Genomic DNA, 23,257 nt, shown 5'->3' on the forward strand with positions numbered 1-23,257 from the left:
CCAGCCCAAACAACGGAGAAAACAGCAGTGGATACTCTGTTCACCAAGATCATCAACCGGGAAATCCCGGCCAAGATCATTTACGAGGACGACCAGGTTCTGGCGTTCCACGACATCGCCCCGCAGGCGCCAGTGCATTTCCTGGTGATCCCGAAAAAACCGGTGCGCACCCTCAATGACCTGACCGAAGACGACAAGGCACTGGCAGGGCATATCCTCTTCACTGCACAGCGCCTGGCGCTGGAGCTGGGCTGCGAAGACGGTTTCCGCGTGGTGATGAACTGCAATGAAAAGGGTGGGCAAACCGTCTACCACATTCACATGCACGTACTCGGTCAGCGGCAGATGAACTGGCCACCGGGCTGATCCGTACCCCATCCCCCTGTGGGAGCGAGCCTGCTCGCGAAGTCTTCGGCACATCCAATGTATCAGTGCCTGACATTCCGCCTTCGCGAGCAGGCTCGCTCCCACAAAAAAGCATGACCGCGCAGCAAATGACCCAGCGCAAACCTTCCCCCGGCCGATTCGGTTAAACTGGCCGCCGAGATTCTTCCCGGAGGTCAGCATGACTACCCAACGTCACTACTCGCCAATTGACCGTCTTCTGCTGCAAGCCGATGCCGCGATGCGTACCCTGCTGCCCTTCAGTGGCCAGCCGTACCGTCCATCGCCAGCAATTTTGCAACCGGACACGCAGATGAGCGACGAAGACACCCGCCACGTCGCCGGTCTGATGCGCATCAACCATACCGGTGAAGTCTGCGCCCAGGCGCTGTATCAGGGACAGGCTTTGACTGCCAAGCTGCCGCAGGTACGCGAGGCCATGGAGCACGCCGCCGAGGAAGAGATTGATCATCTGGTGTGGTGCGAACAGCGCATTCACCAGTTGGGCAGCCATACCAGCGTTTTGAATCCGCTGTTTTACGGCATGTCGTTCGGGATTGGCGCAGTGGCCGGATTGATCAGCGACAAGGTCAGTCTCGGGTTTGTCGCGGCGACTGAACATCAGGTGTGCAAGCACTTGAACGAACATCTCGAGCAGTTGCCAGCGGAGGACGAGAAGTCCCGTGCGATTCTGGAGCAGATGCGCATTGATGAAGAACATCATGCGGAAAGTGCGCTGGAGGCTGGGGGGTTCCGTTTTCCGGCACCTGTGAAGTTCGGGATGAGTATTCTGGCCAAGGTGATGACCAAGAGTACTTATCGGATCTGAGAACGGTATTGCTGCAAAGGGCCCCTTCGCGAGCAGGCTCGCTCCCACAGGGGGTGGCAGAATTGAAAAAGGCGACCGAAAGGTCGCCTTTTTTGTGCCCGGGAATCTTAGGTCGGCATGTTGCGCGCGTAGAAGATTTCGAGCATTTCGTGTTTCACCCGGTCGGTCACCTGAGCGCGCTGCTCGGAAGACAGATTGCTGGTGGCGTCGCCGAACAGGTAGTTATCCAGTTCGAAGTTCTTCAGCAGCATTTTGGTGTGGAACAGGTTTTCCTGGTACACGTTCACGTCGGTCATCTGGTACGCGTCGCGGGTGTCTTCGGAGAGGTAGTTCTGGATCGAATTGATCTCGTGGTCGATGAAGTGCTTGTTGCCTTCAACGTCACGGGTGAAGCCGCGCACACGATAATCCACAGTCACGATGTCCGAATCGAACTGGTGAATGAGGAAATTGAGCGCTTTCAGCGGTGAAATGACACCACAAGTCGACACATCGATGTCCACACGGAACGTTGCAATACCGTCGTCCGGATGGATTTCCGGGTAGGTGTGCACCGTGATGTGGCTCTTGTCGAGGTGGGCCAGGATAATTTCGGGCAACGGGCCCGGCGATTCTTCAATCTGGCTTTCAGTCGGGGTTACCGGCTCTTCAGAAATCAGGATCGTGACGCTGGCGCCCTGAGGTTCATAGTCCTGACTGGCAATGTTCAGGATGTTGGCACCAATGATCTCGACAACTTCTGTGAGAATCTGCGTCAGGCGTTTCGCGTTGTACTCTTGATTGATGTACTCGACGTAAGCCTGCTGGTCTTGCGGGGTTTCCGCGTAGCAGATGTCATAGATGTTGAAGCTCAAGGTCTTTGTCAGGTTATTGAACCCGTGGAGCTTGAGTTTGCTTTTCACCGTTAAAAACTCTCTATGTATGCGGCGCAGCCGCGTGATCAAGCATGCCCGTCAAGTGCGAACAACGCACCTGCGTAGGACGGTTAACACCTCTTCGCGATGGCGATTTTGGTTATCTGTTCAGGCGGCTGATCCGTCGGCTGACCGATCACTGCCCTGAAAAAAGTGGCGCATTATGCAGACGTCAGCGGGGGATCGCCAGAGTCTGCACTGCTTTTATGATAGTTGAATGTCGGATCAACCGAGTTCGACGATTTCGTAGTCGTGGGTGATTGCCACGCCGGCCGCGCCGAGCATGATCGAGGCCGAGCAATACTTCTCGGCGGACAACTCGATGGCGCGCTTGACCTGGGCTTCTTTCAAGCCACGGCCCTTGACCACGAAATGCATGTGAATCTTGGTGAACACCTTTGGATCTTCAGTCGCGCGCTCGGCTTCGAGGAAGGCTTCGCAGCTTTCAACGGCCTGGCGGGACTTCTTCAGAATGCTGACCACGTCGAAGTTGCTGCAACCGCCGACACCCAGCAGAAGCATTTCCATCGGGCGAACACCCAGATTACGACCACCGGCGTCCGGCGGACCGTCCATCACCACGACATGACCGCTGCCGGATTCGCCGAGGAACATGGCTTCGCCAGCCCATTGGATGCGTGCCTTCATCGCCAAGACTCCACTGTAGAAAAAAGGGTCGCCAGCTTAGCACAGCGCCCCGGCCTGACAGCGAGCGCTGATCCTAGGACGGATGCCTCTACGACGTAGGTAATTTCTCGAATTTTCGACGAAGTGTCTGTTAAGCTGGCGCCAATTCGCTGGCGCCCATGCCAGCTGTGTAGCGACCGCCTTCAGCGCCTCATAAAAAAATCAAACATCACCGTGCAGTCTTTTCGGGATACAACCATGGTTGCTATTACCCCCACACCCAAAATCAAGAACCTCGACAAGCTGTTGATGCATTGTCAGCGCCGTCGCCATGCGGCCAAGAGCAACATCATTTGTGCAGGCGATCGCTCGGACACGCTGTACTTCATCATCAAGGGTTCGGTAACGATCCTGATCGAGGACGACGATGGTCGCGAGATGATCATCGCCTACCTCAACGCCGGGGATTTCTTCGGTGAACTGGGCCTCTTCGAGCAAGCGGGTCAAGAACAGGAACGCAGCGCCTGGGTGCGGGCCAAGGTTGAATGCGAAACAGCAGAAATCAGCTACGCCAAGTTCCGCGAGTTGTCGCAGCAGGATCCGGACATTCTTTACGTGCTCAGCGGACAAATCGCACAACGCCTGCGCAACACCACGCGCAAGGTCGGCGATCTGGCGTTCTTCGACGTAACTGGTCGAGTCGCGCGCTGCTTGCTTGAGTTGTGCAAACAACCCGATGCGATGACCCACCCTGACGGCATGCAGATCAAGGTGACCCGTCAGGAAATCGGCCGGATTGTCGGTTGTTCGCGGGAGATGGTCGGTCGCGTGCTCAAGGATCTCGAGGAACGCAACCTGGTCGATGTCAAAGGCAAGACCATGGTGGTCTTTGGTACGCGCTAAGCCCGAATATCAGGCGCTGTACATCTGCGCCAGCATCAGACGAAACAGCTCATCGAGACGCGCCAAGGCCTGTGGCGCGTTGAATTTCTCATGCAGGGCAATGTGGCTTTCAGCCCGTACCCGCTGCCCCAGGCCGCACGCTTCGTTGAAGCGATTGACCGCGGCGACCATCGATTCGCGCTCGTTATCCATCAGCATCGCACCATGCACCAGACCGACCGGACGCTGTCCGCCCTGACTCTGGCGCCAGCGCTGCGCGGTGCCGACCATTTTGCGGCCATCGAGGTTGACGTTGAATCGACCGTCGCAGAATGCGCCATCGATTTCGCCCAACGATGATGTGCCGCCCAATTCATCCAGTAACTGACAGATCGGATCGCAGAGACGGTGGTAGCCGGTTTCGATGCGATTGAGGTCGCCTTCGCTGCGCGGTGGCGCGTAGACCAGGGCGATGTTGATTGTCGCGGCAGATTGCGGGACCGGTTCGCCGCCGGTTTCACGCAGCAGGACTGGCCAACCGGCAGCGGCGGAGACTTCACAGGCGTGGTCGAACGCGGGGAGGCGATTGAGGCGGCGTGGCATGACCAGGGCGCGATCGCTGGGTTGCCAGAACAGCAGGCCGAATTCAGAGTCGCCGGCGCAGACCGAGGCCAGCAAATCCTGTTCGGCTTGCAGGCCGGCTTCGATGGTCAGGGGGGTTGGCAGCGGCATGGAAGGCTCCGGCTATATGGAAATCTTCAGAGGTTTCGATGAACCCATCGCGAGCAGGCTCACTCTTACAGGGGGAACGCATCCAAGTGTAGGAGTGAGCCTGCTCGCGATGGCGTCGACTCGGTCTGAAGCGAATCAGTCGAGGGTCGAACCGCTGATCGAAGTGCCACGCTCCGGGAAGAACAGTCGCTGCAGTTCAGTGCCCGGATTTTCCGCGCGCATGAACGCTTCACCGACCAGGAACGAGTACACGTCACTGATTTCCATCAACTCGACATCGGCACGGTTGAGGATGCCGCTTTCAGTAATCACCAGACGATCGCGCGGAATGCGCGGCAGCAGATCGAGGGTGGTTTCCAGGCTGACGTCGAAGGTGTGCAGATTACGGTTGTTGACACCCACCAGCGGCGTGTCGAGGGTTTTCAATGCGCGCTCCAGCTCATCGCCATCGTGCACTTCAACCAGCACATCAAGACCAACGCCTTTGGCGACCGAGGCCAGCTCGGCCATTTTCACGTCGTCCAGCGCGGAGACGATCAACAGCACACAGTCGGCGCCCAGCGCACGGGCTTCGACGATCTGGTACGGATCGATCATGAAGTCCTTGCGGATCACCGGCAGTTTGCACGCGGCCCGGGCCTGTTGCAGGTACGCATCGGCGCCCTGGAAATAATCGATGTCGGTCAGTACGGACAGGCAAGTCGCCCCGCCCTTCTCGTAGCTTTTGGCGATGTCGGCGGGAACGAAGTTCTCGCGGATCACGCCTTTGCTCGGCGAGGCCTTTTTGATTTCGGCGATCACAGCAGGCTGCTTCTTCTTGGCTTGCGCCAGCAATGCCTGGGCAAAACCACGGGGTGCATCGGCCGCCTTGGCCAGACTTTCCAGCTCGCTCAGGCTGACGCGAGCACTACGCTCGGCGACTTCCTGAACTTTGCGCGCCAGAATGTTTTCCAGAACCGTCGGTACACTCATCCCTCATTCTCCACTCTGAATACCGCGGTAAAGGCACCCAGCTCCTCGAGTTTTTCCCGAGCAAGACCGGTGTGCAAGGCGTCGTGCGCAAGCTCCACGCCCTGTTTCAAACTACTCGCCACGTCGGCGGCGTACAGCGCTGCACCGGCATTGAGGACAATCATTTCGGCGGCTTTCTGGCCGTTTTCGGTTTTGCGCTTGCCGAGGGCATCGCGGATCAGCGCCAGCGAGGCTTCCGGGCCGTCGACCGACAGGCCATGCAGACTCTGGCTTTTCATACCGAGGTCTTCCGGCTCGACCCAATATTCGCTGATCTCGTTGTTTTTCAGCTCGGCGACAAAGGTCGGTGCGGCGAGACTGAATTCATCCAGGCCGTCCTTCGAGTGCACCACCAGCACATGCTTGCTGCCCAGACGCTGCAAGACTTCGGCCAATGGCCGGCACAGCGCCTTGTTGAATACGCCCACTACCTGATGTTTCACACCGGCCGGATTCGTAAGCGGGCCGAGCATGTTGAACAGTGTGCGCAGGCCGAGATCGCGGCGCGGGCCGGCGGCGTACTTCATGGCTTTGTGGTGAGTCTGGGCAAACATGAAACCGATGCCGACGTTGTCGATACAACGGGCGACCTGCACCGGCGTCAGGTTCAGATAGATGCCAGCCGCTTCCAGCAAGTCGGCGCTGCCGCTCTTGCCCGACACCGCGCGGTTGCCGTGTTTGGCCACCGTGCAACCGGCTGCCGCGACGACAAACGAAGAAGCCGTCGACACGTTGAAGATGTTCGCGCCGTCACCGCCGGTACCGACCACATCGACCACGCCATCAAGGGTCTTCAGTTCGACCTGATCGGCCAGCTCACGCATCACCGACACGGCACCGACGATTTCGTCGATGCTCTCGCTCTTCATGCGCATGGCCATCATGAACGCGCCGATCTGCGCATCGCTGCATTGGCCAGTCATGATTTCGCGCATCACATCGCGCATTTCCTCGGTGCTGAGGTCGAGGTGATCGACGATACGGCTCAGGGCTGTCTTGATATTCATGGGAAGTCCTTAGCGCGTGCCGCCGGTTTGTTTGAGGAAGTTGGCAAACAGTTCATGACCCTGTTCGGTCAGGATCGACTCGGGGTGGAACTGTACGCCCTCAATGTTGAGGGTCTTGTGCCGCAGGCCCATGATTTCGTCGACTGAACCGTCGTCGTGTTGGGTCCACGCAGTCAGTTCCAGGCAATCGGGCAAAGTGTCGTGCTTGACGATCAGCGAGTGGTAACGGGTGACGGTCAGCGGATGATTGAGACCGGCGAAAACGCCCTTGTCCTCGTGGAATACCGGACTAGTCTTACCGTGCATTACCTGACGCGCACGCACTACATCGCCGCCAAAGGCCTGACCGATGGACTGGTGGCCGAGGCAGACGCCAAGGATCGGCAGCTTGCCGGCAAAGTGCTTGATGGCTTCGATGGAAATGCCGGCTTCGGTCGGCGTGCACGGGCCTGGCGATACCACGATGCGCTCAGGCTTGAGGGCTTCGATTTCGGCGATGGTCAATTCGTCGTTGCGCACGACTTTGACCTCGGCACCCAGCTCGCCAAGGTATTGCACAACGTTGTAAGTAAAGGAGTCGTAGTTGTCGATCATCAGCAACATGGCGTTTCGAACCTCTTGAATTCTGATTTGAAAACAGCCTTCAGATCACTTGCCCGCAGGGCGCTGCACGATGTCGGACGCAGGAAGACGCGGCGGCACAGCGGCATTTCAAACAGGCAAGGAAGGCAAAGCGATACAGATCCGGCGGGGCCGGCAGAAAAGATTCAGGCGCGCCAACGCCAGCGGGCGTGTGCCTTGATGACTTGATCCAGAAGTTTGCTGGTGATCAACACGGGGGAGGTCTCGTTCATACGTTCCGGCACAGTAACTTAGCTGGGCGGAGCGTGCAATATGGCCGGGCCTTTGGGGGATAAATCCAGGGGAGGATTCGCGACCGATGGCAAAACGCCGGGAGTTTTTGGTACTGTCGTTTCGTTCACCTACAACAATAAATAAACGGACTTGCTCATGATCAAACAGACGTTGTTTGTACCGCTGGCTGGCTGCCTGCTCGCACTGGCTTGTGCTCAGGCCAATGCAGCGCCCAATCCTTATTCCCGTTTCATTGTGTTTGGCGACAGCCTCAATGATGCCGGTACCTTCACCGACGCCGGCGGACCGGCCGGCTCCACCGAGCGTTACACCAACCGGACCGGGCCGGTGTATCAGGATGGCAGCGGCGAACTGTATTCATTGAACTCCACGCAGTTGCTCGGCGGACGCCTTGGCTTTTCGCCAGATCAGACAGCCTCTTCCAGCTCTGCAGTGCGCGCCGAAAACGGCCAACCGGACGGTAACAACTGGGCGGTGGGCGGCTATCGTACCGACCAGATCCTCGACTCGATCACCACGCAATCCGCTACCGGTGAACGCACTCGCGCCGGTTACCTGCCATCGAATGGCTTCCGCGCCGATCCGAATGCGCTGTATTACATTTCCGGCGGCGGCAACGACTTCCTGCAAGGGCGCATTCTCAGCCTGCCGCAAGCCAACGCCGCCGCCGATCGACTGGCCGACAGCGTGCAAACCCTGCAAACCGCCGGCGCCAAATACGTGATGGTCTGGCTGTTGCCTGATGTGGGGCTGACGCCGGCCATCAACGGTACGCCACTGCAAGCTTTCAGCAGCCAACTCGCCACCCAGTTCAACAGTCAGTTGGTTACGCGCCTGCAAGGCATCAACGCCGAGATCATTCCGCTGAACATTCCGGTGCTGCTGTCGGAAGTGTTTGCCGATCCAGGACGTTTTGGCCTCGCGACCGATCAGAACCTGACCGCGACCTGCTTCAGTGGCAATAGCTGCACCGAGAACGCCCGTTACGGGATCAACAGTGCAACGCCGGATCCGACCAAGCTGATCTACAACGACGGCGTACACCCGACGGAAGCCGGGCAAAAACTGATCTCCGACTATGCCTACTCCCTGCTCGCCGCACCGTGGGAACTGACGCTGTTACCGGAAATGGCCCACGCCACCGTACGCGCGCACCAAGACGAACTGCGCAACCAATGGCAAGCGGACTGGGAGAACTGGCAAGCGGTCGGCCAATGGCGCGCGATTGTTTCCGCGGGTGGCCAGCATCTGGATGTCGACAGCCAAAGCAGCGGCGCCAGCGCCGATGGCAGCGGTTACAACCTCAACGTCGGCGGCAGTTATCGTTTGAATGAGGCCTGGCGCGTCGGCGTGGCAGGCGGCTTCTACCGGCAGAACCTGGAGGCCGGCCATAACGATTCGGACTACAAACTCAATAGCTATATGGCTACGGCATTTGCCCAGTACCAGCAAAATCGCTGGTGGGCTGACGCGGCGTTGACCGGCGGCAAACTCGACTACGACAACCTCAAGCGCAAGTTCGATCTCGGTGCCAGCGAAGGCGCAGAAAAAGGCGACACCGACGGCAGCCTCTGGGCCTTCAGCGCCCGTGTCGGTTATGACATTGCCCAGCCGGGCAGCGAGTGGCACCTGTCGCCATTCGTCAGCGCTGACTACGCCAGCGTTGATGTCGATGGCTATTCAGAGAAGAGCAACCGCGCCACAGCGCTGACCTTCGATGATCAGACTCGCGATTCGAAACGTCTGGGGTTGGGCTTGCAGGGCAAATACAACATCACCCCGCAAACGCAGGTGTTCGGCGAGTACGCTCACGAGCGTGAGTACGAAGATGACGTGCAGAAGGTGCGTATTGCACTTAATACTCTGCCGGCCAACGACTTCAAGCTTGAGGGTTATACGCCGCAGAGCCATTTGAATCGCTTGAGCCTGGGCGTCAGCCACAAGCTCACGGCGGATCTGGCGCTGCGTGGCGGTTATTCGTTGCGCAAGGATGATGACTTTACCCAGCAGGGCGTTAATGTCGGGGTTGTGCTGGACTTCTAACTCGCAGGCACAAAAAAGCGGCGCCCTCACAGGCGCCGCTTTTTTATTGCCGAGCACAAAGCCCACTGTGGGAGCGAGCCTGCTCGCGAAGAGGGTGTGTCAGTCGCCATTAATGTTGGCTGACACAACGCCTTCGCGAGCAGGCTCGCTCCCACAGGGTTTTGCGCAAGCTGCTCAAGCTTGCGGGGTTTGCTCGGCCAGGGCCACGGCGCGGAACATCGCGCGGCGTTTGTTCAGGGTTTCTTCCCATTCCAGGGCCGGCACCGAGTCGGCAACGATGCCGCCGCCAGCCTGCACGTGCAGCTCGCCGTTCTTGATCACTGCCGTGCGAATGGCAATCGCGGTGTCCATGTTGCCGTTCCAGGCGAAGTAACCGACCGCCCCACCGTAGACGCCACGCTTGACCGGCTCCAGTTCGTCGATGATTTCCATCGCGCGAATCTTCGGGGCGCCCGACAAGGTGCCGGCCGGCAGAATCGCTCGCAGCGCGTCCATCGCCGTCAGGCCTTCTTTCAACTGGCCGGTGACGTTGGAGACGATGTGCATCACGTTGGAATAACGCTCGATGACCATTTTCTCGGTGAGCTTCACCGAGCCGATTTCCGAAACGCGGCCGGTGTCGTTGCGACCGAGATCGATCAGCATCAAGTGCTCGGCGATCTCTTTGTCATCCGACAGCAGATCTTCTTCCAGCGCCACGTCCGCCTCTTCGGTCGCGCCACGAGGGCGAGTACCGGCAATCGGACGCACGGTGATCAGGTTGTCTTCAACGCGCACCAGCACTTCCGGCGAACTGCCAACAACATGGAAGTCGCCGAAGTTGAAAAAGTACATGTAAGGCGTCGGATTGAAGCAACGCAGCGCGCGATACAGATCAATCGGCGCAGCCTTGAAGTCGATCGACATGCGCTGCGACGGCACGACCTGCATGCAGTCACCGGCAAGGATGTATTCCTTGATGGTGTCGACGGCTTTTTCGTAATCGTCTTGGGTGAAACTGGAGCGGAACACTGGATCAGCGGATTGCTGTTTGCTGAAATCCAGGCCACGGCGCGGGGTGATCGGCTGGCGCAGTTTCTCCAGCAATGCCTGCAGTTGCGCCTGACCTTGTTCGAAGGCATCCACCTGCGCAGGGTCGGCCAGCACGATCGCGTGCATCTTGCCGGCGAGGTTGTCGAACACCACGACAGCGTCGGAAACCATCAGCAGAATGTCCGGTACGCCCAGCGGATCCGGGTTCGGGCATTTGCCCAAGCGCTTCTCGACATAACGCACGCAGTCATAACCGAAGTATCCGACCAGACCACCGTTGAAACGCGGCAGACCGGCGATAGTCGGCACGTTGTAGCGCGCCTTGAAGGTTTCAACGAACGCCAACGGATCTTCAACATCGTGGCTTTCGGTCTCGACACCATCAACGGTGATGCTGACGTGATGGTCGTGAACCCGCAGCACAGTGCGGCACGGCAGGCCGATGATCGAGTAACGGCCCCACTTCTCGCCGCCCTGCACCGATTCGAGCAGGTAGGAGTTGGGCTGGTCGGCCAGTTTCAGGTAGATCGACAGCGGCGTGTCGAAGTCGGCCAGGGTTTCGCAGGCCAACGGAATGCGGTTGTAGCCGTCAGCGGCCAAGCGCAGGAATTCTTCGCGGATCATAAGGTGCCTCGTGGAGTGAGGGGCAAATCAGTCAGGTATGCAAACGCGCCGGCAGGCCGGCCAGGAACAAGTCAGGCGCGCCAACGCCAGCGGGCCAGGGCCTTGATGACTTTCATCCAGAGTTTGCGAGTGACCACCACGATGGCGTTTCCAGAATGGGAGTGAGAAGCGTCGGGCAACGTTATCTCAGCGGCCGAACCGAGGCAACCGGGAATTAGCTTGCGCAGATCGTCGATCACCAAAGCCGGCGATTCTTCGGCAATTGGCCGGCCATGGTTGTAGCCGTAACTCAGTGCCACGCATTTGACCCCCGCCGCTTTCGCCGCCAGTACGTCGCTGCGCGAGTCGCCGACGAACAACGATTGCGAGGCCGGGATGTTGGCCATTTTCATGACAAAGAACAGCGCCGCCGGATCCGGTTTCTTCTGCGGCAAGGTATCGCCACCGATGATCCACTTGAAGTAGCGGCCGATTTTCATCTGATCCAGCAGCGGCGCGACGAAACGCTCCGGTTTGTTGGTGATCAGCGCCATCGCCACGCCTTGCTTGTGCAGCCACTTGAGGGTGTCGCGCACGCCGGGATAGACCACGGTCAGCTCATGGCTGGCGCCGTAGGCGTCCATGAATACTTCCAGCGCGTGCTCGGCCTCGACGTCATCCACCGCTGAATGATCAATGCCGCCGGCCAGCGCGCGGCGCACCAGGACTGGCGCGCCATTGCCAACCCATTCGCGCACCGAATCGATGCCCGCCGGTTGACGGCCGAGGGAGAGCAGCATGGTGTCCACCGCCGCTGCCAGGTCTGGAACCGAGTCGATCAGCGTGCCATCCAGATCGAACATCACCAGCCGTGGCAGTTTTCCCGGGAACAGCTGCTCAAATCCGCTCATGGGCGAGCCAGCGCCAGTTCGGAACGCATCTTATCGATGACTTCCTGATAGTTCGGCGCATTGAAGATCGCCGAGCCAGCGACAAAGGTGTCAGCGCCAGCCGCGGCGATTTCGCGGATGTTGTTGACGTTGACGCCGCCGTCGATTTCCAGACGGATATCACGGCCCGAGGCATCGATGATCGCCCGCGCTTCGCGCAGTTTGTCGAGGGTGCCGGGAATGAATTTCTGCCCGCCGAAGCCAGGGTTGACGCTCATCAGCAAGACCATGTCGACCTTGTCGATCACGTACTTGAGCACGTCCAGCGGGGTCGCCGGGTTGAACACCAGACCGGATTTGCAGCCGCCTTCACGGATCAGCTGCAGCGAGCGATCAACGTGCAGCGTGGCTTCCGGGTGGAAGGTGATGTAGGTGGCGCCGGCCTCGATGAAGTCGCCAACGATGCGATCCACCGGGCTGACCATCAGGTGCGCATCGATCGGCGCGGTGACGCCGTACTTGCGCAATGCCGCGCAGACCATCGGACCGATGGTCAGGTTCGGCACATAGTGGTTGTCCATGACGTCGAAGTGAACGAAGTCGGCACCAGCGGCCAGAACGTTGTCGACTTCCTCGCCGAGGCGGGCGAAGTCGGCGGAGAGAATCGACGGAGCAATTACGAAGGGCTGCATGACGCACCTTTTCTGAGCTAAATCACGATGGCGCGCATTGTATACCTCAAGTTTCCAAGCGCGCACCGTGACCGCGATGATTGGGTTGTGCCATGACGGATGACCGACGCTGACTCAATACGCCGCGCGGTAGATCTTCTCGATGTCCACGGCGCTGAGTTTGCGCGGGTTGTTGCGCATCAGCCGCTCGATCCCTGCCGCTTCCACGGCCATCGCCGGGATCGCCTCTTCCGGGACACCGAAACTGCGCAGCCCGGCCGGGATTTCCACGGCCGCGCACAGATCGCTCATCGCCTGCACGGCTTTGTCCGCTGCTTCGGCGGCACTCAGATGAGCGGTCTTCACCCCCATCGCTTCGGCAATATCCTGCATGCGTTCGACGCAGGCCATCTTGTTCCAGGTCATGACATACGGCAGCAGCAAGGCGTTACTCACGCCATGGGCAATGTTGAAGCGCCCGCCCAGCGGATACGCCAGCGCATGCACCGCGCCGACCCCGGCATTACCGAACGCCATACCGGCCATCAGGCTGGCGGTGGCCATGTCTTCGCGGGCTTGCAGGTTGGCGCCGTTGGCGTAGGCCTTGGGCAGGGCTTTGGCGATCAGCTTGATGGCGCCGATGGCCAGCGAATCGGTGATCGGCGAGGCATTCACCGACAGGTAGGATTCGATGGCGTGCACCAGTGCGTCGACGCCACTGGCGGCGGTGACGCTGCGTGGGCAGGTCAGGGTCATCTGCGGGCTGACCAGCGCCACGTCCGGTAATAGAAAGTCGCTGACGATGCCTTTCTTCAGTTGCGCGACGTTGTCCGAAAGGATTGCGACATTGGTGACTTCAGAACCGGTGCCGGCGGTGGTCGGGATGGCGATCAGCGGCGGGCCCTTGCGCGGCACTTGATCGACGCCGAACAGATCTTCCAGTGCGCCGTGGTAACCGGCGTACGCAGCAACACTTTTGGCGATGTCGATGGCGCTACCGCCACCGAGGCCGATCAAGCCGTCATGCCCGCCCTCACGGTAAACACGCATGCAGTCTTCGACGATGGCGATTTCCGGATCGGGCAGCACGCGGTCGAAAATCTCGTAGTCGCGTCCACCGAGTTGCACCAGCGCCAGCTCGACCGTGCCGGATTTGACCAGCGCGGCGTCGGTGACGATCAGGGGGTTGTCGATGTCGAGGCGGCTGAGTTCGGCGGCCAATTGCTCGATGGCGGCGGCGCCGGTGATCAGTTTGTGGGCGATTTTGAACTGGGACAGACTCATCGTGCGCAGCCTCTTATAGATGTGGGAGCTGGGCACAAGATTAGCTGGGGATTTGGGGTTGTCTGCTATTCAGGTGGTGAATGACCCATCGCAGACGAGAGCAAAAGCAAGAGCCCCTCACCCTAGCCCTCTCCCAAAGGGAAAGGGGACTGACCGACGTGGATGGGAGAGGTACACCGACGTGCGATACCGAGTCGAACTCAGGTTTTGAAAAGCACAACGATCTGCTCCCTTCCCCCGAAGGTAAAAAGACTGACCGAGGTGGATGGGAGAGGTGCACCGACTTGCGATATCGAGTCGAACTCAGGTTTTGATAACCATGAAGATCTGCTCCCTTTCCCCCTCGCCCCCCTGGGGGAGAGGGCTGGGGTGAGGGGGTAAGCTTTTGATCTAGCCCTTAAACCTGAGCAGTGCGCAGTTTCTCGCTACGGCCACGCAGCCATTCCAGCGTCAGCAGCAAGATGACCGAGAAGGCAATCAACAATGTCGCCGCAGCCGCAATCGTCGGACTCAGGTTTTCGCGAATCCCGCTGAACATCTGCCGAGGCAAAGTCGCCTGCTCAGGCCCGGCCAGAAACAACGTCACCACCACTTCATCAAACGACGTCGCAAAGGCAAACAGTGCCCCCGAAATCACTCCCGGCGCAATCAGCGGCAGGGTCACCCGACGGAACGCGGTCAGCGGCGAAGCCCCCAGACTCGCGGCGGCACGCACCAGATTGTGATTGAAACCCTGCAACGTCGCCGACACCGTGATGATCACAAACGGCACACCCAGCACCGCGTGCACCACAATCAACGAGAAGAAACTGTTGCCCAGCCCCAACGGCGCGAAGAACAGATAACTCGCCACACCAATGATCACCACCGGCACCACCATCGGCGAAATCACCAACGCCATCACCAGCGCTTTACCGGGGAAGTCGCCGCGAGTCAGGCCAATCGCCGCCAGCGTGCCGAAGACCATTGCCAGCACTGTCGCGGCCGGGGCGACGATGATGCTGTTCTTCAGGGCGCGCATCCATTCCGCCGAGGCGAAGAAATCCTGATACCAGTGCAACGAAAAACCCTGCAGCGGATAGACCAGAAAACTCCCCGAGTTGAACGACAGCGGAATAATCACCAGCACCGGCAGAATCAGAAACAACAGAATCAGGCCGCAGAGGATCCGCAGGCTGTAGAACCACACCCGTTCAATGGGCGACATGTAAGGACTCAGCATCTCGAATTCCCCTTAGCTCAGGCGCAGGCGACTGGCGCCGACCAGCCAGCTGTAAATCAGATAAAGCACGACAGTCGCCAGCAACAACAGCCCGCCCAGCGCGGTGGCCATGCCCCAGTTGATGCTGGTGTTGGTGTAGAAGGCGACGAAGTAGCTGACCATTTGATCGTTCGGGCTGCCGAGCAGCGCCGGGGTGATGTAGTAGCCAATCGCGAGGATGAACACCAACAGGCAACCGGCGCCAACACCGGCATAGGTCTGCGGGAAGTACACCCGCCAGAAACTGGCGAACGGGTGGCAGCCGAGGGAGATCGCCGCGCGCATGTAGGTCGGCGAGATGCCTTTCATCACGCTGTAGATCGGCAGGATCATGAACGGCAGCAGGATGTGCACCATCGAGATGTATACGCCGGTGCGGTTGAACACCAGTTCCAGCGGTTTATCGATGATGCCCATGGCCATCAGACCGCTGTTGATCAGGCCGCCCGATTGCAGCAGCACGATCCACGCAGCGACGCGCACCAGAATCGATGTCCAGAACGGCAACAGCACCAGAATCATCAGCAGGTTGCTTTGCCGCGAGGGCAGGTTCGCCAGCAGGTAGGCCAGTGGATAGGCGAGCAGAAGGCAGATCACGGTGATGACCAAACCCATCCAGAAGGTGCGGGCGAAGATGTCTAGGTAGATCGCCTGATCCGGGGTGGCTGGGGCGATTTCGCCGAGATCGTCGATACGATGATCGACAGCCGCCAGCAAGTAATACGGGGTGATGCTGCTGGTGTTGCGTTTGACCGCTTGCCAGTAGGCCGGGTCGCCCCAACGTTCGTCGAGAGCTTCCAGCGCTTCTTTATAAGAGGCCGGTTCGCTGGCGAATGGCAGCGCCCGGGCGGTTTTGGTCAACAGGCTGCGATAGCCGGCCAACTCCATGTTCAAGCGCTTGGACAAATCGCCCAGCGTCTGGTTTTTGCGCGCTTCGGCGAGGTCTTCGCCGGCAGCTTTGTAGACGGGTTCAGCGGGCAGGCCGCGGCCGTCCCAGCTGGCGATGGCCGCCACGGTGCGCGGCATGCCGCCAACCACTTCGGGGTTGCCGACGCTTTTGTAGAGCAGCGCCACGATCGGCACCAGAAACACCAGCAACAGAAACAGCACCAGCGGCGCAATCAGCGCTTGAGCCTTCCAGCGGTTGACCCGCTCGGCGCGCTTGAGCTTCTGCTTCAAGGTGGGGCTGTTGCCCTCGTTCAGGGGAACGGCGATGGCCATGACGTACTCCGCAAATCTTTGATCGTTACAGAGGTGGCGAACCACCGCTGCTATGTTGAAACACCGCTACCTGTGGGAGCGAGCCTGCTTGCGAAGAGGCCAGCACATTCAACATCCATGCTGGCTGATCTACCGCTTTCGCGAGCAGGCTCGCTCCCACAGGGGTGGGCAAGCCCACCCTCACCAGGTTCGGCTTATTTCGCCGCCCAGGAGTTGAAGCGCTGCTCCAGTTGCTCGCCGTTGTCAGCCCAGAAGCTGACGTCGATCTGCACTTGGTTGGCGATGTTTTCCGGGGTGGTCGGCATGTCTTTCAGGACATCCTTGGCCAGCAGCGGTACGGCTTGGGTATTGGCCGGGCCGTAGGCGATGTTTTCCGAGTAGGTCTTCTGCTGCTGCGGCTGCACCGAGTAGGCGATGAACTTCTTCGCCGCTTCCGCACGCTTGGCGTCCAGACCTTTCGGGATGGCCCACGCGTCGAAGTCGTAGATGCCGCCGTTCCACACCACTTTCAGGTTGGATTCTTTCTGCACCGCCGCGATGCGACCGTTGTAGGCCGAGCTCATCACCACGTCGCCGGAAGCGAGGTATTGCGGCGGTTGCGCGCCGGCTTCCCACCACTGGATATTCGGTTTCAGCTCATCGAGCTTCTTGAACGCGCGATCCTGGCCACCCTTGCTCGCCAACTCTTTGTAGACGTCTTTCGGCGCCACACCATCGGCCATCAGAGCGAATTCGAGGGTGTACTTGGCACCTTTACGCAGGCCACGTTTACCCGGGAATTTCTTGGTGTCCCAGAAATCCGCCCAACTGGTCGGTGCGGTTTTCAGCTTGTCGGCGTTGTAAGCCAGTACGGTCGACCACACGAAGAAGCCCACGCCGCATGGCTGAATCGCGCCTTTGACGTAGTCTTCAGTCTTGCCGAACAGCGCCGGGTCGAGTTGTTCGAACATGTCTTCGTCGCAGCCACGGGACAGCTCTGGTGATTCAACTTCGACCAGATCCCACGACACGCTCTTGGTGTCGACCATGGCTTTGACCTTGGCCATTTCGCCGTTGTATTCGCCGGCGACGATCTTGCCGTTACCTGCCGCTTCCCACGGTGCATAGAAGGCTTTGACTTGCGCCGCCTTGTTCGCCCCGCCAAACGACACCACGGTCAAATCCGGGCCAGCGGCCATTGCGCTTGCCGCACCCATCAGGCCCAGGGTCAGGGCGGTGAACTTCAGGGATCTCAACATTTATTGTTCTCTCCACGTGCAGGGTTGGTGTTGGTATTGCCGGGGCGATCAGTTCGCCTCTAAAAGCGGATCAAGCGCGCGAACGTGCTCGACCTGCCAGCCAAGCGGTACCACGTCACCGACCGCGAGCGCGGGATCGAGCTCGGCAATCGGTTGTTTCACGAAGAAGTCGGTCTTGCCGCAGACTTCCAGGCGCACCCGGACGTGGTCGCCCAGATAGATGAATTCCGCCACCCTCCCTGAGAAGCGGTTAACGCATTGATCGCTCGAACCGTTTAGGCTGACGCGCTCCGGACGGATCGACAGGGTCACCGGTTCGCCGGTCTGGCCGACGTTGACCGCCAGCGCCTCGACCTTTTCGCCACGACCCAACTCGACCACGCAACGCTCGCCGCTCTGGCTGAGCAGGCGACCGTTGAGGCGGTTGTTTTCGCCGATGAAGTTGGCGACGAAGGTATTTTTCGGTTCTTCGTAAAGGGTGCGCGGCGGGGCGATCTGCTGGATTTCACCCTGATGGAATACCGCAACACGATCGGACATGGTCAGCGCTTCACCCTGATCGTGGGTCACGTAGACCACGGTCACGCCGAGGCGCTGGTGCAGGTGTTTGATCTCCATCTGCATGTGTTCACGCAGTTGTTTGTCGAGGGCGCCGAGCGGTTCATCCATCAGCACCAGTTGCGGTTCGAACACCAGCGCACGGGCCAGTGCCACGCGTTGCTGTTGACCGCCGGACAGTTGCGCCGGATAGCGCGAAGCGAACGCATCGAGCTGGACCATGCTGAGGACTTTCTTCACGCGGTCGCTGACATCACTTTTGTTCAGGCCACGCACGGTCAGCGGGAACGCGAGGTTTTCCGCCACGGTCATGTGCGGGAACAGTGCGTAGTTCTGGAACACCATGCCGATGTCGCGCTTGTGCGGCGGCACATTGTTGATCGAGCGCCCGGCCAGCAGAATCTCGCCGGCGGTCGGTGTTTCGAAACCGGCGAGCATCATCAGGCTGGTGGTCTTGCCGGAACCGGACGGCCCGAGCAGGGTGAGGAATTCGCCTTTGCGAATGTCGAGGTTGAGGTCTTTGACGATCAGGTTCTCGCCGTCGTAGCTCTTCTGCACTCCACGAAAGCTGACCAGCACATCACTGGCCCCTGCGTTTGTATCGACCTGGCTCATACCCACACCTTTGTTGTTGATGACTGCTTGTGGATTAAGCCTAGTGGTTGCTGACAGCCGCGCAAATCGGGGCGCAGGAGAGAATCGCCTCAGCCGGATGGAAGGTTGGGGGTAGGGATTGCCCTACAAGGATGGCGCTCATGGATAAGGCAGTGGCGAGGGTTGAGCTGCAAGCTGCAAGAACAAGCAAAAGCGGCTGTCGCTAACAGATATGCCCACATTCCCCGAAGGCTGAGGAGATCCCTTGTAGGAGTGAGCCTGCTCGCGATAGCAGTGGATCAGCCAACACTGCAGTGAATGATCCACCGCTATCGCGAGCAGGCTCACTCCTACAATTTTTGATCGCGGTGACTGTTAGAGGAGTTTGTGTTCCATCGCATATTTGACCAGTTCGGCCAGCGAGGTGATGTTGAGCTTCTGCATCAGCCGCGCCTTGTGGGTGCTGATGGTCTTGCTGCTCAGGGCCAGTTGCTGGGCGATGTCGTTGACGTTGGCGCCTTGGGCCAAGCGTTCGAACACCGAGAATTCGCGTTCGGACAGCAGCGAGTGCAGGGGGCGTGCATCGGTCAGGCCGACTTCGAAGACCATGCGATCGGCCAGATCCGGATCAATGTAGCGCCCACCGGCCGCGACTTTTCGAATGGCGGTGAGCAACAGCGCCGGATCACTGTCCTTGGTCGCATACCCTGCCGCGCCGACTTTCAGCGCCCGCGCGGCCATCTGCGCCTCGTCGTGCATCGACAGCACCAGAATCGCCGGCGGGTTGTTCAGCGCACGGATGCGCGGGATCGCTTCAAGTCCATTGACGCCGGGCATGGAGATATCGAGCAATACCACTTCGCACGGAACATGGCGCAGCGTCTCCAGCAGTTGCTCGCCATTGCTCGCCTCGCCCACCACTTGCAGATCTTTGGCCAGGCCGATCAATTGCTTGATGCCCTCACGCACGATGGTGTGGTCTTCGGCTACCAGTACACGGATCAAATCTTTTCTCCAGATTTCAGGTACACACCATTCCCTGTAGGAGTGAGCCTGCTCGCGATAGCGTCAGCCCAAACACTACAGACTTTCAGACCTCACTCACCGGCACCCGCACCATCAGACTGGTGCCCTCCCCCGGCTCACTCTCCAGCACCAACCGCCCGCCCATGATCAGCACCCGCTCACGCATGCCCACCAGCCCAAACGAAGTCGGCCGACCGGCAGCGGGGACAAACCCTACGCCATCATCACTGACCGTCAGACACAATTCGTCGCCTTCCAGCGCCAGCGTCAGTTCCACAGTATGCGCCTGAGCATGACGCATCACATTGGTCAGCGCCTCCTGCAAAATCCGAAACAACCCTATCGCCTTGGCATCGCTCAGCGCCGGCAGATTGTCCGGCACCTGCACCAGACACGGAATCTGCGTCCGCGCTTCAAACCGCCGCGCCTGCCATTCGATCGCCGACGCAATCCCGGCATCGAGAATCGGCGGTCGCAGCGCCGTCGCCACATCGCGCACCAACTGGAACAACTGGGCGATCAGGCGCTTCATGCTGTTCAGCCGCTCGTTCAGTCCCGGATCGAGTTGCGCGTAGGCCAGTTCGCACATCGATGTTTCCAGTTTCAGCACGGTCAACATCTGCCCCAATTCATCGTGAACCTCGCGGGCAATTCGCGCCTTCTCTTCTTCACGCACGCTCTCAAGGTGCGCCGACAGTTCGCGCAGTTGCTCACGGGAGGCGGCCAGCTCCAGCTCGATACGCTTGCTCTCGGTGATGTCCCAGACGATGCCGTCCCAGACGTAGGCGCCATCCTCCAGTTGCCGGGTGATCGCCTTGATCTCGGCCCAGCGCTGCTGGCCCTGACGCGTAAGGATTCGGCCCTGCCACGACCAGTCGCTGTCGGTGTCCAGCGCCTGATCCTGAGTGCGGTGATAACTGGCCTTGTCATCCGGATGCACCAGACTGCGCAGGCCCATGTCGCGATGAGCGATAACGGCCGGCGCGTAGCCGACCAGACTTTCGCTGCCTTCGCTGATGTAGGCAAAGTCGATCTGCCCGGTCACCGGTGCCCGCTCCAGACGGAACACCAATCCCGGCACGTTGGCGGCGATGCCTTGCAGACGCGCCTCGCTTTCCTGCAACGCGGCGAGGGCGCGACGGCGATCGGTGACGTCGGTGAGGTAAACCACCAGGTACTCGCTGTCGCGAAAACGAAGGAAACTCAGCGAGACATCCGCCGGCAAAATACTGCCATCGGCGCGCACGCAGCTGGTTTCGAAACTCAGCGGCCCTTCTTCGCTGGCCCGCGCGCGTTTCCACAGGTTAAGCCAGCGATCCATGTGCAGACCCGGCTCGAAGTCGATCAATGGCCGTTCGATCAGTCCGCCCGAGGCATACCCGAGCATGATTTCTGCCGCGCGATTGGCGTAGCGCACATGGCTGTCCCAGTTGACCCAGAGGATGCCGACGGTGCTTTGATCAATGGAGAACTGCGTCAACCGCAGCGCTTCTTCGCTGGCCGCGCGCAAGGCGATGTCTTCCCGGGCGGCCAGCAGTCGCTGCTCAAGGCTGTGCTGTTGGCGGCGCTGCCAGAACACGATCGCGACACAACTGAGCAGCATCACCGCAAACAACAGGCTGAGGTTCTGCCAAAAGCCTGGTGACTCCGACAGTCGCGGATATTTCGGTTGCAGCCATTGGTTGTGCAGTTGCTCCAGATCCTTGGCCGGGATCGCGCGCAGCGCACTTTGCACGATGCCGGCCAACTCAGGCCAATCGCGGCGCGAGCCGACTCGCAGCAGTTGCGGCAGGCCGATATCGCCGACCACCACTAGTTCGGCGAACTCCGGCTCTACCGACAAGCGCCCGAGCTGCGCTTCATCAACCACGGCGTAGGCAGCCTGCTGACTCAACAGCAACTGCAAGGCCTGACGTTCGAGCGGCACGCCTTGCAGATTCAGATGGGGATAGTTGCCGCGCAGATAGTCAGCGGTGCTGCTGGGCATGCGCACGGCGACGCGGGCCTGGCTATCGAGCTTTTCCAGATCGACTACGCCACTGGCTTTCTGATCACTGACCACCAGTTGCGGCACGCGCATATAGGGATCGGAAAACTGCCACAGACGCAGGGCGCTCGGGGTTTGGCTCAGGCCCGGGGCGATATCGATCTCGCCCTCGCGCACGGCGGTTTCCAGTTGCGCGAGATCCTGAAAATTGCGCCAGCTCAGTTCGACATTGAGCGACTTGGCCAGCAACTTCATCAGTTCGACGTTGGCCCCGGACAGCTTCTGCAAACGCCGGTCGTATTGCGCAAACGGCGCTTGCAACACCAGACCGACGCGCAATTCATTGTGCTGCGCCAGCCATTGCTGCTGGCCCGCCGACAACTGTGCGAGATGAGACGGCGGCGCAGGCGCCGCCCAGCCCATCAAGGGAAACCATAAACAGCCGATAACCCACAGGCAGCAAAATCGCTTCATTGAAGTCTCATACACTGACAAATTCTGACCAACCCATTAGGCTGCCGGGATACTTTCTGGCCTGGAATGACCGATGCCCTCTGTTTACCGCCTGGCAATGCCAGCATTGTGCCTGTCGCTGCTCCTGCCTTGTGCGTTTTCCGTCGAAGCCGCCGATCCGGCACCCGCCGCCACGGCGGAAAAACCGGCCGAAGAAAAACCGGCCGAACGCCAGCCACTGCTTGAGCGTAGTCAGGAAGAAGCCGCTGCACTGGAACGTAAAGTCCCGGCACAAGAACAGCAACAGTTGCAGGCCGGCAGCGACACCTTCCTCGCCCTGTGGAAACCGGCCAACACCGCCGAGCCCAAAGGCGCGGTGATCATCATCCCCGGCGCCGGCGAAACCGCCGACTGGCCGCAGGCGATCGGCCCATTGCGACAAAAACTGCCAAACGCCGATTGGAGCAGCCTGAGCATCACGCTGCCTGACCTGCAAAGCGATACCATTGCCCCGCGCGTCGTCGAAGCAGCTGCGGCGCCGAAGGCACCGGAAAGCGGCAGCAAGGACGCCACCACCGCACAGCCAATCGAGCAAGCCGCTGGCGGTGAAGCCGAAGTGGCGGATCAAGTGGTCGCCGAAACCACTGAAGAGCAATCCAAGGCTGACGCCGAACGAATCTTCGCGCGCATCGACGCGGCGATTGCCTACGCCGAGCAGCAGAGCGCGCGCAGCATAGTCGTGCTCGGACACGGCACCGGTGCTTATTGGGCCGCGCGCTACTTGAGCGAAAAACAAACTTCGCAGGTCGAAAAGTTCGTCATGGTTGATGTGCTGACACCGACCAAGGCCAAACCGGCGCTGGTAGAACTGACGCCGACGTTGAAATTGCCGACCGTGGATATTTTCTACATGGACAAGCCGCTGGATCGCAACGCAGCGCTGGAGCGCATGCAAGCGAGCAAGCGCTTGAAGACCTCGGCGTTCAGCCAGGTCGCGCTCAAGGCTTTGCCGGATAACAAGGCTGAACAGGAACAGTTGTTCCGCCGGGTGCGTGGCTGGCTGAATCCGCAGAATCCGGACTGATCGGTAAACCGCGTCGCCCCCTTCGCGAGCAGGCTCGCTCCCACATTGGA

Annotated in this window: 21 protein-coding genes; 5 read left to right on the forward strand and 16 right to left on the reverse strand. The window is 59.8% G+C overall.

All coding sequences use genetic code 11. The features are described from left to right. Positions 1-27: 27 nt before the first annotated feature. Both AC5SEM_RS22825 and coq7 read left to right on the forward strand, forming a co-directional pair. The gene (locus tag AC5SEM_RS22825) at positions 28-366 is read left to right on the forward strand and encodes a histidine triad nucleotide-binding protein (protein WP_053124353.1); all 339 of its coding nucleotides are present in this window, start codon (positions 28-30) and stop codon (positions 364-366) included. Positions 367-565: 199 nt separating this feature from the next. Beyond that, on the forward strand, positions 566-1,213 hold the full coding sequence (gene coq7, locus AC5SEM_RS22830; RefSeq protein ID WP_008077993.1) for a 2-polyprenyl-3-methyl-6-methoxy-1,4-benzoquinone monooxygenase: 648 nt from the start codon (positions 566-568) through the stop codon (positions 1,211-1,213). A gap of 107 nt (positions 1,214-1,320) precedes the next feature. Here coq7 and speD read toward each other — a convergent pair whose 3' ends face one another. Beyond that, positions 1,321-2,115, reverse strand: a complete 795-nt coding sequence (gene speD, locus AC5SEM_RS22835) for an adenosylmethionine decarboxylase (protein ID WP_034155105.1) — start codon at positions 2,113-2,115, stop codon at positions 1,321-1,323. 237 nt (positions 2,116-2,352) lie between these two features. After that, entirely contained in the window at positions 2,353-2,775 is a 423-nt protein-coding gene (locus AC5SEM_RS22840; protein WP_003228794.1) for an OsmC family protein, read from the reverse strand. A gap of 237 nt (positions 2,776-3,012) precedes the next feature. On the opposite strand from AC5SEM_RS22840, the gene crp reads away from it, so the two are divergent. Then, positions 3,013-3,657 (forward strand): cAMP-activated global transcriptional regulator CRP, encoded by a 645-nt coding sequence (gene crp, locus AC5SEM_RS22845; RefSeq protein ID WP_008088598.1) that lies wholly within the window; start codon positions 3,013-3,015, stop codon positions 3,655-3,657. Positions 3,658-3,666: 9 nt separating this feature from the next. Here crp and AC5SEM_RS22850 read toward each other — a convergent pair whose 3' ends face one another. From AC5SEM_RS22850 to AC5SEM_RS22865, 4 genes are all read right to left on the reverse strand, one after another. Beyond that, positions 3,667-4,368, reverse strand: a complete 702-nt coding sequence (locus tag AC5SEM_RS22850) for a lipoate--protein ligase family protein (protein ID WP_495471318.1) — start codon at positions 4,366-4,368, stop codon at positions 3,667-3,669. A gap of 135 nt (positions 4,369-4,503) precedes the next feature. After that, a complete protein-coding gene (trpC, locus tag AC5SEM_RS22855; protein ID WP_212620929.1) occupies positions 4,504-5,340 on the reverse strand; it encodes an indole-3-glycerol phosphate synthase TrpC in 837 nt (278 codons plus the stop codon). After that, complete coding sequence (gene trpD / locus AC5SEM_RS22860) at positions 5,337-6,386, reverse strand: anthranilate phosphoribosyltransferase (protein WP_077574752.1); 1,050 nt, start codon at positions 6,384-6,386, stop codon at positions 5,337-5,339. Before trpD ends, trpC begins: the two co-directional genes overlap by 4 nt. A 9-nt stretch (positions 6,387-6,395) precedes the next feature. Then, positions 6,396-6,989, reverse strand: a complete 594-nt coding sequence (locus tag AC5SEM_RS22865) for an aminodeoxychorismate/anthranilate synthase component II (protein ID WP_095050324.1) — start codon at positions 6,987-6,989, stop codon at positions 6,396-6,398. A gap of 408 nt (positions 6,990-7,397) precedes the next feature. On the opposite strand from AC5SEM_RS22865, the gene estP reads away from it, so the two are divergent. Beyond that, positions 7,398-9,305, forward strand: a complete 1,908-nt coding sequence (gene estP / locus AC5SEM_RS22870; protein ID WP_495471319.1) for an esterase EstP — start codon at positions 7,398-7,400, stop codon at positions 9,303-9,305. 174 nt (positions 9,306-9,479) lie between these two features. Here the strand turns inward: estP and trpE are convergent, their stop codons facing one another. The 10 genes from trpE to AC5SEM_RS22920 form a co-directional block, all read right to left on the reverse strand. Beyond that, positions 9,480-10,961 (reverse strand): anthranilate synthase component I, encoded by a 1,482-nt coding sequence (trpE, locus tag AC5SEM_RS22875; RefSeq protein WP_137217349.1) that lies wholly within the window; start codon positions 10,959-10,961, stop codon positions 9,480-9,482. A gap of 71 nt (positions 10,962-11,032) precedes the next feature. Further along, on the reverse strand, positions 11,033-11,851 hold the full coding sequence (locus AC5SEM_RS22880; protein ID WP_137217350.1) for a phosphoglycolate phosphatase: 819 nt from the start codon (positions 11,849-11,851) through the stop codon (positions 11,033-11,035). After that, entirely contained in the window at positions 11,848-12,522 is a 675-nt protein-coding gene (gene rpe / locus AC5SEM_RS22885) for a ribulose-phosphate 3-epimerase (protein ID WP_007918813.1), read from the reverse strand. Before rpe ends, AC5SEM_RS22880 begins: the two co-directional genes overlap by 4 nt. Positions 12,523-12,636: 114 nt before the next feature. Continuing rightward, a complete protein-coding gene (locus AC5SEM_RS22890; protein ID WP_495471320.1) occupies positions 12,637-13,785 on the reverse strand; it encodes an iron-containing alcohol dehydrogenase in 1,149 nt (382 codons plus the stop codon). Positions 13,786-14,182: 397 nt separating this feature from the next. Continuing rightward, on the reverse strand, positions 14,183-15,007 hold the full coding sequence (locus tag AC5SEM_RS22895) for an ABC transporter permease (protein WP_008027084.1): 825 nt from the start codon (positions 15,005-15,007) through the stop codon (positions 14,183-14,185). A gap of 12 nt (positions 15,008-15,019) precedes the next feature. Then, entirely contained in the window at positions 15,020-16,267 is a 1,248-nt protein-coding gene (locus AC5SEM_RS22900) for an ABC transporter permease (protein ID WP_122604300.1), read from the reverse strand. Between the two features lie 194 nt (positions 16,268-16,461). Then, positions 16,462-17,505, reverse strand: coding sequence for an ABC transporter substrate-binding protein (locus AC5SEM_RS22905; protein ID WP_016983607.1), 1,044 nt, complete (start codon positions 17,503-17,505; stop codon positions 16,462-16,464). A gap of 48 nt (positions 17,506-17,553) precedes the next feature. Further along, positions 17,554-18,678, reverse strand: coding sequence for an ABC transporter ATP-binding protein (locus AC5SEM_RS22910; RefSeq protein WP_038363353.1), 1,125 nt, complete (start codon positions 18,676-18,678; stop codon positions 17,554-17,556). Positions 18,679-19,032: 354 nt separating this feature from the next. Next, complete coding sequence (locus tag AC5SEM_RS22915) at positions 19,033-19,662, reverse strand: response regulator (protein ID WP_008085218.1); 630 nt, start codon at positions 19,660-19,662, stop codon at positions 19,033-19,035. Positions 19,663-19,747: 85 nt separating this feature from the next. Continuing rightward, positions 19,748-22,144 (reverse strand): PAS domain-containing sensor histidine kinase, encoded by a 2,397-nt coding sequence (locus tag AC5SEM_RS22920; protein ID WP_495471321.1) that lies wholly within the window; start codon positions 22,142-22,144, stop codon positions 19,748-19,750. Positions 22,145-22,217: 73 nt separating this feature from the next. On the opposite strand from AC5SEM_RS22920, the gene AC5SEM_RS22925 reads away from it, so the two are divergent. After that, on the forward strand, positions 22,218-23,207 hold the full coding sequence (locus AC5SEM_RS22925; RefSeq protein WP_077574761.1) for an alpha/beta hydrolase family protein: 990 nt from the start codon (positions 22,218-22,220) through the stop codon (positions 23,205-23,207). The last annotated feature ends 50 nt before the right edge of the window (positions 23,208-23,257 follow it).

The sequence above is a fragment of the Pseudomonas sp. CH61 genome, assembly GCF_059429415.1.

What these genes read in the sequence shown, in the direction of transcription:
- coq7 (WP_008077993.1), top strand. Translation starts at nt 566, where the DNA reads ATGACTACCCAACGTCACTACTCGCCAATTGACCGTCTTCTGCTGCAA.
- AC5SEM_RS22840 (WP_003228794.1), bottom strand. Translation starts at nt 2,775, where the DNA reads ATGAAGGCACGCATCCAATGGGCTGGCGAAGCCATGTTCCTCGGCGAA.
- crp (WP_008088598.1), top strand. Translation starts at nt 3,013, where the DNA reads ATGGTTGCTATTACCCCCACACCCAAAATCAAGAACCTCGACAAGCTG.
- AC5SEM_RS22850 (WP_495471318.1), bottom strand. Translation starts at nt 4,368, where the DNA reads ATGCCGCTGCCAACCCCCCTGACCATCGAAGCCGGCCTGCAAGCCGAA.
- trpC (WP_212620929.1), bottom strand. Translation starts at nt 5,340, where the DNA reads ATGAGTGTACCGACGGTTCTGGAAAACATTCTGGCGCGCAAAGTTCAG.
- trpD (WP_077574752.1), bottom strand. Translation starts at nt 6,386, where the DNA reads ATGAATATCAAGACAGCCCTGAGCCGTATCGTCGATCACCTCGACCTC.
- AC5SEM_RS22865 (WP_095050324.1), bottom strand. Translation starts at nt 6,989, where the DNA reads ATGTTGCTGATGATCGACAACTACGACTCCTTTACTTACAACGTTGTG.
- estP (WP_495471319.1), top strand. Translation starts at nt 7,398, where the DNA reads ATGATCAAACAGACGTTGTTTGTACCGCTGGCTGGCTGCCTGCTCGCA.
- trpE (WP_137217349.1), bottom strand. Translation starts at nt 10,961, where the DNA reads ATGATCCGCGAAGAATTCCTGCGCTTGGCCGCTGACGGCTACAACCGC.
- AC5SEM_RS22880 (WP_137217350.1), bottom strand. Translation starts at nt 11,851, where the DNA reads ATGAGCGGATTTGAGCAGCTGTTCCCGGGAAAACTGCCACGGCTGGTG.
- rpe (WP_007918813.1), bottom strand. Translation starts at nt 12,522, where the DNA reads ATGCAGCCCTTCGTAATTGCTCCGTCGATTCTCTCCGCCGACTTCGCC.
- AC5SEM_RS22890 (WP_495471320.1), bottom strand. Translation starts at nt 13,785, where the DNA reads ATGAGTCTGTCCCAGTTCAAAATCGCCCACAAACTGATCACCGGCGCC.
- AC5SEM_RS22895 (WP_008027084.1), bottom strand. Translation starts at nt 15,007, where the DNA reads ATGCTGAGTCCTTACATGTCGCCCATTGAACGGGTGTGGTTCTACAGC.
- AC5SEM_RS22900 (WP_122604300.1), bottom strand. Translation starts at nt 16,267, where the DNA reads ATGGCCATCGCCGTTCCCCTGAACGAGGGCAACAGCCCCACCTTGAAG.
- AC5SEM_RS22905 (WP_016983607.1), bottom strand. Translation starts at nt 17,505, where the DNA reads ATGTTGAGATCCCTGAAGTTCACCGCCCTGACCCTGGGCCTGATGGGT.
- AC5SEM_RS22910 (WP_038363353.1), bottom strand. Translation starts at nt 18,678, where the DNA reads ATGAGCCAGGTCGATACAAACGCAGGGGCCAGTGATGTGCTGGTCAGC.
- AC5SEM_RS22920 (WP_495471321.1), bottom strand. Translation starts at nt 22,144, where the DNA reads ATGAAGCGATTTTGCTGCCTGTGGGTTATCGGCTGTTTATGGTTTCCC.
- AC5SEM_RS22925 (WP_077574761.1), top strand. Translation starts at nt 22,218, where the DNA reads ATGCCCTCTGTTTACCGCCTGGCAATGCCAGCATTGTGCCTGTCGCTG.